General features: G+C 75.7%; 1 protein-coding gene. It reads right to left on the minus strand.

The features are described from left to right. Positions 1–711: hypothetical protein (locus G7A99_RS22960; RefSeq protein ID WP_163144348.1), on the minus strand; the 711-nt coding region annotated here is incomplete at both ends.

Consider the following 711-nt stretch of genomic DNA (forward strand, 5'->3'; position numbering starts at 1 on the left):
GTCCAGCGCGACCAGGGGATCGTCGTCGGGCTGGGCGATGTACAGCGCGTAGCGTCCGGGCATCGGGTCACGCAGGGCGCTGAGCTGGGCGCTCACGGCCCGCTGCTGGCGTAGCTGGCGGCGGCGGGCCGGGGGCGCGGGCACCGCCGATGCGCCGAGCCGCGTGTACAGGCGGTCGAGCCAGCGGCCGGGGCTGCCTGCCGGTGGGGTAGGGGAGCCGGCGGGGACCGACGCGCTTTCCCGGCGGCGGGTGCGGTAGAGCCCGTGCCAGCGCAGGTATGCCCGCTCGCTGACCGGGTAGGCGTCGAGCCGCTGCGGTGCGGCGTGGATGCTGCTCGCAAGGTGCGTCCCGCAGGGGTCGGCCATCAGTCGGCCGGCCAGCCATGGTGCCTGGAGGAAGAGTACCGGCACATCGGCTTCCCGGGCGAAACCGGTTGCGGCGAGGCCGGCGACCTGACGGCCGTTCCAGACGAGCAGCAGGGCGATGCCGCGTTCGTGGTGCAGCTGCGCCAGCAGCTGCCGGGTGCCCGCGTGCAGCCGGCCGGCCTGGCGGGGTGTCAGGGTGTCGGTGCGCCGCTCCAGCGCCTCTTCCGATGCCGTGGCTGCGTCGTCGCGCGGGCCGATGAGCCGGACGTCGATGCCGCGGCGCCGGCCCTCGCGGACCAGCGCGGGGCGCGGGACGATCACGGTCAGCGTCAGGCCCAGCGTGTC

It is taken from the genome of Arhodomonas sp. KWT (assembly GCF_010993615.1).